The organism is Dactylosporangium siamense, from assembly GCF_016862795.1.
GTDB classification, from domain to species: domain Bacteria; phylum Actinomycetota; class Actinomycetes; order Mycobacteriales; family Micromonosporaceae; genus Dactylosporangium; species Dactylosporangium siamense.
The window spans coordinates 1-7,777 of record NZ_BONQ01000223.1 but is presented as its reverse complement, the minus strand read 5'-3'; the positions used below and the strand labels follow the sequence as shown (position 1 = coordinate 7,777).

The 7,777-nt window shown below is 63.3% G+C and carries 4 protein-coding genes; 2 read left to right on the top strand and 2 right to left on the bottom strand.

All coding sequences use genetic code 11. The annotated features are described in order from the left end of the window. Positions 1 to 327 precede the first annotated feature (327 nt). The gene (locus tag Dsi01nite_RS56465; RefSeq protein WP_203854809.1) at positions 328 to 732 is read left to right on the top strand and encodes a hypothetical protein; all 405 of its coding nucleotides are present in this window, start codon (positions 328 to 330) and stop codon (positions 730 to 732) included. Positions 733 to 1,916: 1,184 nt separating this feature from the next. Here the strand turns inward: Dsi01nite_RS56465 and Dsi01nite_RS56460 are convergent. Together Dsi01nite_RS56460 and Dsi01nite_RS56455 are read right to left on the bottom strand one after the other, a co-directional pair. Then, a complete protein-coding gene (locus Dsi01nite_RS56460) occupies positions 1,917 to 2,297 on the bottom strand; it encodes a hypothetical protein (RefSeq protein WP_203854808.1) in 381 nt (126 codons plus the stop codon). Between the two features lie 9 nt (positions 2,298 to 2,306). After that, on the bottom strand, positions 2,307 to 7,529 hold the full coding sequence (locus tag Dsi01nite_RS56455; RefSeq protein WP_203854807.1) for an RHS repeat-associated core domain-containing protein: 5,223 nt from the start codon (positions 7,527 to 7,529) through the stop codon (positions 2,307 to 2,309). A gap of 13 nt (positions 7,530 to 7,542) precedes the next feature. On the opposite strand from Dsi01nite_RS56455, the gene Dsi01nite_RS56450 reads away from it, so the two are divergent. Further along, the coding region (locus Dsi01nite_RS56450; protein WP_203854806.1) for a hypothetical protein at positions 7,543 to 7,777 on the top strand (235 nt) is incomplete at its 3' end.

Genomic DNA, 7,777 nt, shown 5'->3' with positions numbered 1-7,777 from the left:
TCAACGCCGACGCCTTCGACGCCACCGGCGTCACCGGCACCGACGCCCCCGCCGCCGGCGGATAAATATTTGCCTCGACACAGTCATTCATAACCGACCGCAACGCCTTGGCCAGTCTGATCGCTGGTTCACGTCGGCCGCCGCGCCCGCCGGCGGAGTACACGAACCGGTGAACACGCCCTCGGGGCAACGCCGCCAGCTGCCATAATTTGAACAAAGTCGATGTCCGAAACGGAAAGGCCGACCATGCGTGCTCCACTGACGGGAATGCCCTGCGATCCGACCCACCCCTTCCCGGCACCGGCATCCGAGGATTGGATCGACTCGATGGAGTTCGGCGCCGTTCGGCGGCAGCCCCACACGAACGTCTACGCGACGGAAGACACCGATACCTCACCCACGTGGCGGCTGATAGGTGCATGGGTATGGGATACAACCTGCCGTGAGGAACACCTCGTCCAGGTCGCGCAAAGTTCGATCCTGAGTACACATCTGATCGCCGTAGCGATGCTGTCACGCAAGGACGTAGACGTCCTCAGCGCCCTCAGTTTCGAGCACATCGGCGCCAACGCCGCCATCGAGGCGCTGCTCAGCATCGGCCTCGAACGAGCGCACGACGAGGTCAAGCTCCTCGCCGTTGAGGAGCGCCGCAAAACACTCGTGGAATGCGTGGGCCTGATCCTGAAAGGCTTTACCGGCCTGCAGGTCGACATCGCCGCTCATTACCCCTAGCCGTACGTGTCACGAAGGCACCGATGCGTTGTCCGAGCGAATGGCACAGCAGATCCGGTATCCCGTGCCGCGTCGGATGTCGCCCGCGAGTTCGGTGAAGCCGCTGTCCTCCGTCACAGCCGTGGACTTCGCCCACTGGTTGACATGGATGTCGACACGAGGTCAGACCACGACAGAACCCCGCGGCAGCACTACCAGGTAATGACCGTTCCAACGTTCGCGACCGAGTCGGATGCGCGCTCCGCCAGCAGGCCCGTTCACCCTGGTCCTGATGTTGCATCGGTCGCTCAGCGGTCGCGTCCTGGGGACCTTGATTTAGAGTTTGGGCAGCCCTGCCTCTCCCTGGTGTCCGCCCCGGAGGGGTAGGGCCCCCGGCCGCAGCGGTCCGATACCGACTGAACCCGCCCACCGGGAAGGGCCGTTGGACACTCGACGATCAGCCCCCGGCGCTCACCCATCGGAGGGCGCGCGTTCCAGGCGGAACGCCGAGCGCAACCGCTCGCGGAGTTCGACGAGGTGCTCGCCCTTAGGTCAGGAGATGGCCGCAGCCGGTGGAGTCAACGAGGAGCCGTTCTACGGCTATCAGGATCGACGCTTGGATCGGGGAGGCTGTTGTTCGAGGTTGACCTGCACACATGGGTTGGTCTCCGTTGTCTGCAGTTCATGCAGCAGGGATGCAGGTTCACGACGCCGAACTAGCGGACCATAGTTATGCCGCCCGAGCGAAGGAGCGGGTCTGGGTGGCCTAGGAGTCCGTCGACCGCATTGTCGAGCAGCTCTTGGAGCGTTCGGCTCTGTGAACCCCAGAGCCGGTGGGCCGCACGGGCGGCTCGGGGGCACCGTTCGAGGTCGTAAGACTCCAACCCGCCAGCACTTTGAGGAATGTCCATCCATTCAGAGTGCCGCGCCGGGCGCGTTCGGCTGTCAGCAGACCGGCCAGGAAGTCCATCGTCTCGTCGCGTACCGGCAGGGTCGCGGTGTATGTGACACTCATCGTCGGCGCAGAGCCCCAAGTGAAGTTGATCTGTGAGAGGACCACCTTCATACCGGGGTTCTGCGTCTTTTCGTTGCACCACAACAGGTTCCGGCGTGTCACCCGCCACGCAACCGGAGATCACCCAGCGTCAGCACGCCGTTGCGCGGAATGGCTCAATGGCCGAAACCACTGCCGCGCGGCTGCCCCACTAGAAATCACGCCAGGAGTACTTGGCAAACAATGCCGGTGGATCCAACGCTTCTTCCAGGATCTCCAGGCCTCTTCTTCTCGTGGTGATCGCCGCTCGGGGAATCGAGGTGGGTTGACCGCTAGATTCGATCGTCCACCGTTCTTCGCCGTCCTTAATTTCGTCGTCCCAAAGCAGATAGAAGCATCGCTCGTACATGAGGGCGATGAATGATGAGCTATGGCCTGCAGAAACCATCAAGGTGTCCTCTGGATACCCTTGAGGCTCCCAGGTGAACATTGATGACTTCGAATCAATAGTGTCATCATAAGCGTCACGAATCTCCGCCATCGGCACGAGCCTCGGCTCTCGCCGGGGATGCCACGTCTCAACTTTGATCATCTCGGCCTCCTAAAACAGCCCAGCAGGCGGCTCACCAGGAATCACTTTGGTACCACCTCTCAAAATATACCCCTCAAATCCTTGAGCAGTGCGAACATACAGTATGTCCAGGTCAAGCAAGTTCACAATCCCGCCTAGGCCGTTGCCCGCACAGGGACCACAAAGTGGCACATCTACGAACCATCTGCCGACACCTCCTGTGTACCCCAAAGATCGGGCTTCAGCTCCTGCCATTCCTTCCGCATGTTGAAACCATGTTATTTCGTTAACTCCACCTTTGCCCTCGGGACGAGGCCACGGCCGAGCGAACTGCCCGTTCTTCCCATAGGTTGTTCCTCGTCCTTCAATGTCGAGTCGCCCGAATGCGAAATTATCGTCTGCCCCTTTTGTCGTCCCTGCGCCGGCGTTGCTCCTGATCCTGGCCAGGTCCTCCCACGGATCGTCCTCCGGGTTAGCCGTCCGGAAGACCGGCGGCTTCCTCGGCGGCTTGCCTCCTCCCCCTCCTCCCTTTTTTCCTCCTCCAGCTGGCGCCGGCTCAGGTAGACCGAGGTCGAGTTCAAACTGATACTCATAGTTTCTAGCCTTGCTGCCCTTGAGTTCATCCAGTTGTTCTACCTGCTCGTTTCCGAGCCTCTGGGAACGCGCAGCGTCAACATCGTTCGTCGTGGCACTTTGAGTTGAGGCGCCAGCCTTCCAATAGATTGCACTACTAGTCGTAGATCTTACCTGAAAATTGGTGGTCGTTACTATAGCGGCGGCGACAAACAGCCAAAACCCATCCCAACCCGGAATTGTCAAGGTACCGCTGGCAGACCCGCCGCTTGCCCCGCTGCCACCACTTTCTTGGCGTGTAGCACCGACATTACCGACACCGGGTGCACTGCCCATCATTACGCCGCCGCTCTCTGCGCCGGAATGTATGAGGCCACTGGGGTCGCTGTAGACGATGGGGCTGTGCGCCGAGTAGGCGTATGCGTTGTAGGTGACAGGGTCACCTGTAGACAGCACCGGGTCGGGGCTGAGGAACGTACCGAGATTGGGGTCGTATTCGCGGGCACCGACGTCGAGCAAGCCGGTTGAGGCGTTGTTTTGCTTGTTGAGGAAGCCGCGGTCGTTTGGCCAGGCGCCTTGAGTGGCACGGTCGGCGCCGTACGGCGTGTACCAGCGGCGTTGCACCGTGCCGGTCGTGGAGTTGACGGTCAGGTTGGCGCTGCCCTGATGGTCGGCCGCGAGCCACGACACTCCATCATTGGTGCGAACCGCGACGCTGGCGCCGCCGTGGCTGTATTGGCGGGTTGCGGTGACGGTGCTCGCGCCGGTGAGTTTGTATTCCTGTCCTGCGGCGTACAGGGTGGTCCCGCCCGGTTCCTTGCGGATGAGCAGGCCACCGCCGGCGTCGTAGAGGTGGGTTGTGGTCTGGTCGCCGCCGGCAGCATGGACGGTAGCGGCGGCGAACTGGTTCTCGCTGTTGTAGGTGAAGTCGGTGACGACACCGTTGATGGTGCGTTGCTGGGTGTTGCCGGCGTTATCGTAGGTCATCGAGTCGGTGCGGACAGCCGCTCCGCTGTAGTCGACCGACGTGGCGCCGTGAACGCGGGCAGCGCCGACGGCCGGGTAGTGGAAGATTCGGTTCGTTGTGTTGCTGGCGCTGATGCGGTGGGTGTCGGTGGTGCGCCGGCCGCTGGTGTCGAAGGTGTACGTGTCCCAGTACGGATATTTGCCGGAGCTGGTGACAGCTGAAGCGGCTGGGGCAGCAAGGCAGGCGTCGGCAGCGGTCCACGCGTCTGTAAGTCGGTGCTGGCCGTCGTACTTGTAGCACTGGGATTGGCTGTCGGTGCCGTCGGTGATTCGGGTGATGTCGCCGGTGGCGGTGTAGGCGTAGCCGTCGTTTTGAACAGTGGTGAACTGTCCGGGTTGAGCCTGGTTGGGAAGCAGCGATTGGACGCTGGTAAGGCGCATGGTGGCCGGGTCGTAGAAGTACTGGCGGGTGAGCTGGGAAGCTCCCGAGGCGCCCTGGACCCGCTGTTTGAGTTCGCCGAATTCGCCGTAGGTGGCGGAGGTGACGTAGGAGCTCAGTCCGATCGTTGTCGTCGGGGCGTTGAGGTCGTTGTAGCTGTACGTCACGGATTCGGCGGGGAGGCCTCCGCCAGCGGGATACGCCACCGAGGTGAGATTGCCGATGGGGTCGTAGCTGTAGCTCAGTTGCTTCGTGCCGGCGAGGGCGCCCTGGATCATTGGAATTTTCCAGGTTTGCCCGGTGGGTTGGTAGCGTTCGGTGTAGCCGTCGACGCTGAGCGTGTACTGGTCTGCGCCGACCCAGCGGGTGCTGGAGGTCGGCATTCCCTTGGCGAGGGTGTCGTAGGTGTACGTCGCGAGTTTGGTGCCGGTGGTGATCTCCCCAGCCCAGCGGGTTGTTTCCCGGCCGAGCTGGTCGTATTCGTACGAGATCTTCTGGTTTCGGCCATCGACGGTCCAGGTGACCTGTCCGCCTGCGTCGTACTTCGTGGAACTGCTGCCGGTGTCCGGGTCGGTGCTGCTAGTCCGGCGGCCGAGTAGGTCGTAGTTGTTGGTGATCTGGTTGCCGGTGCTGGCGTCGACGACCTTGGTGAGTTGTCCGAGTCGGTCGTAGGTGTAGCTGGTGATCTCCGGCGTGCCGGTGACTGTGCTGGTCGGGTACAGCTTGAGGCTGGTGGTGCTGCCGGATACGTCGAAGACGGTGACGGCGGCGGCGCCGTCGGCTGGTGTGGTGGTGACCCGGTCACCGTCGTAGCTGACGGTGCTCTGCCACAACAGGCTGTTCTGCGACCAGCGGGCGCTGACGGTCGGGCGGTTGAGCAGGTCGTAGGTGGTGCGGACCTGCTTGGTCACGCCGGTATCGGCGAACGCCGCGAGGGTGCCTGACGGTGCGGCACTGTTATAGAAGCTCGACGTCTTCACCGCCAGGCCACGGCCGTCGTACTGGGTGTCGGCGATGACCCGGCCTCCGGCCGCTGCCAGCGACGGGACCTGGGTCTGCCGCGGCCGCATCAGACCGTCGTAGATGTCGTACCTGGCGACCTGGGTGTTCTTCGCGGTGACGGCCTTGGTGGTCACGACGCTCGGGGCGGTGCTGCTGCCGAACGTGTAGGCGTACTCGACGTCCGGCAGGGTGATGGCCGCGGCGACGGACGGGGTGAACGTGATCGCCTTGTTCGTCGCGATGAGGGTCTGGTGGTAGGCGTACTGCGTGGCAGCGGAACCGGTCTGGTTCTCGATGCCGATGGTGGCGGCGTTGCCCTGGTCGTGGCCGTTGGCGTCGATGCCGGTGTAGTTGAACACGATGTTGCCGTTCTCGTGCAACGTGATCGAGAACGTGACCCGGGTACCGCGATTGAACAGGTATGCCTGATACCACTCGATGGTGAACTGCCGATTCGGTGCCGTCCCGGTGACCTGCGTCGCGACCTCTGACTGGCCAATGAGTTGCAAGTCGTCCCAGAACGGGTAGATCGCCGCGTTGGGCAGGTTCGGGTCCGGCAGGGTCGTCGATTCGGAATCGGCGGACTGCCCGGTGAACGACAGCAGCCCGTTGGAGGACAGGTAGGCGCTGCTGTAGGTCTGGCCGTAGAAGCTGAACGCGAACGGCAGGCTGATCTGGGTGTGGGTGTCGTCGCCGGTCAACGGCACCTGCGTGCCGGTGTCGGTGATGTCGGTGAACGTCTGCGTCGCGGTCGTGGCGGTGTAGTTCACCACGGTGCTGTTGTGCGGCTGGAACAGCTTGCGGGTGCGGCCGAGCGGGTCGTATTCGGCGCTGGTGATGTTGCCGTTGGCGTCGGTCACCGACGTCGGCGCGCCGAGCGTCGGGTGCAGGACGCTGGTGGTGGTGTGTCCCAGCGGGTTGCGGATCTCGACCTTCGTCACCGGGCCGCCGGCGGCGGGGGTGTAAGTGGTCGTGGTGTCCCGATCCAGGCCGTCGTAGGACTTTGTGACCCGCCCGTTGGTGTCGTACTCGGCCCGGCCGCCCTGGATCCAGGTCTGCGTACCGCTGGCCACCTGCTGCAGCACGGTCGTTTTCGTCGGCAGACCAGCAGTCGGTGTGGCCCCGTTCGTCGACGAGCCGTCATAGAAGATCTGACTGCCCGACAGGTAGCTGCCGTCGGTCGGTGTTGCGGAGCAGTCGGTCGTCACCGTCTTCGCCGGGTAGGCCTTGAACCACTTCGCGATGTCCGGCGTGGTGTAGGTGATCGTGGTGCACGTGTCGTCGGTTGCCGGGATGTTCCCGGTGGCGGTGCCGGTCTCGCCGAGGTCTTTGGTCTGGGTGAGCAGTCCGTCACTGTCGTAGCTGTACTCGGTGCGTGACCATCGCCAGGTGTTCGACGCGGCCAGGAAGGTGCGCTGTTTGCTGGCCGCGGTGGTGGCGCGGTAGGCGGTGATCGTCCCGGACGGGATCGTGGTGACCCGTTTCGCGGTCTGGGTGACGGTGTAGTCGGTGATCGTCGAGGCGAGCGGGGTCGCACCGTCCAGTGTGGTCTGTTCCCGGACCATGCCCGCAAGAGCTCGCGCGTCGGTGGTCGCCACGGCCTGGCTGTCGGTGACGTTCACGGTGTAGTGGGTGCCGTCGGCTTCGAACCCGTCGTCGTGCAACCCCCGGTAATACAGCGTCTTGGTCTTGCTGGAGTGCGCGTCGTCTGGTCCCTGCTTGACCGTCACGGTGGCGTACCCGACATATTTCGACCAGTTGCGATGCTCCGGCGGGACCATCTCGTTGGTGTCATACGCCCACAGCTGGTTCACGCTGCCGTCGTTGCTGTAGGAGTAGAACGACCACAGCTCCGGAGCGCCGGTGGCCACGTCGATGTCACGGATCCAGGAAAACGTGTACTTCTCGTACCAGTCGTAGCCGGTCCCGTTCCAGGACGGGTAGCACCGGTACGGGTTGTACCGCCAGTTGAACGTCGACAGCAGCGCCTGCGAGCATCCGGACCCCTCGTAGTTGATCACCTGCTGCCCGCCGAGGCCGTTGTCGATCCCCGACAGCCGGAACCGGTACATCTTCTCGGAGGTGTACACCCGGTTCTTCAACGCCGTACCGGCGAACATCATCGCCGGCTCGGCCAGACTGCCGCCGGCCAAACCGGTGTGCTGGATGTTGTTCAGCCACAACACCGAGTTGACTCCGTCGTACGACGGGAACGTGTACGTCATGTCCCACCGGTCCACATCCCGGTAGGCACCGTCGGCCGCGTTCCACACCTTCGTGGTGATCGTGTCTAGCTTCGATGACGTCCAGTACGTCGGCGACCGCTGCGCACACGACGTCCACGCGGGGCTGCAGTACGTGTCCCACGGCACATCCGGCCACGCCGTGCACGTCCCTCCCGAGGAGATACACCGGTTCGACACGCCGAACTGCACCTTCATCGGTGCGCTCGAGGACCCCTCCGACCCGGCCCGGGTGCCGTACTCGATCCGATCCAGGGTGACCGTCATGTCATACGGCG

Bases quoted from the DNA above. Each gene is read 5' to 3' on its own strand.
- Dsi01nite_RS56465 (WP_203854809.1), top strand. From the start codon at position 328: ATGGAGTTCGGCGCCGTTCGGCGGCAGCCCCACACGAACGTCTACGCG.
- Dsi01nite_RS56460 (WP_203854808.1), bottom strand. From the start codon at position 2,297: ATGATCAAAGTTGAGACGTGGCATCCCCGGCGAGAGCCGAGGCTCGTG.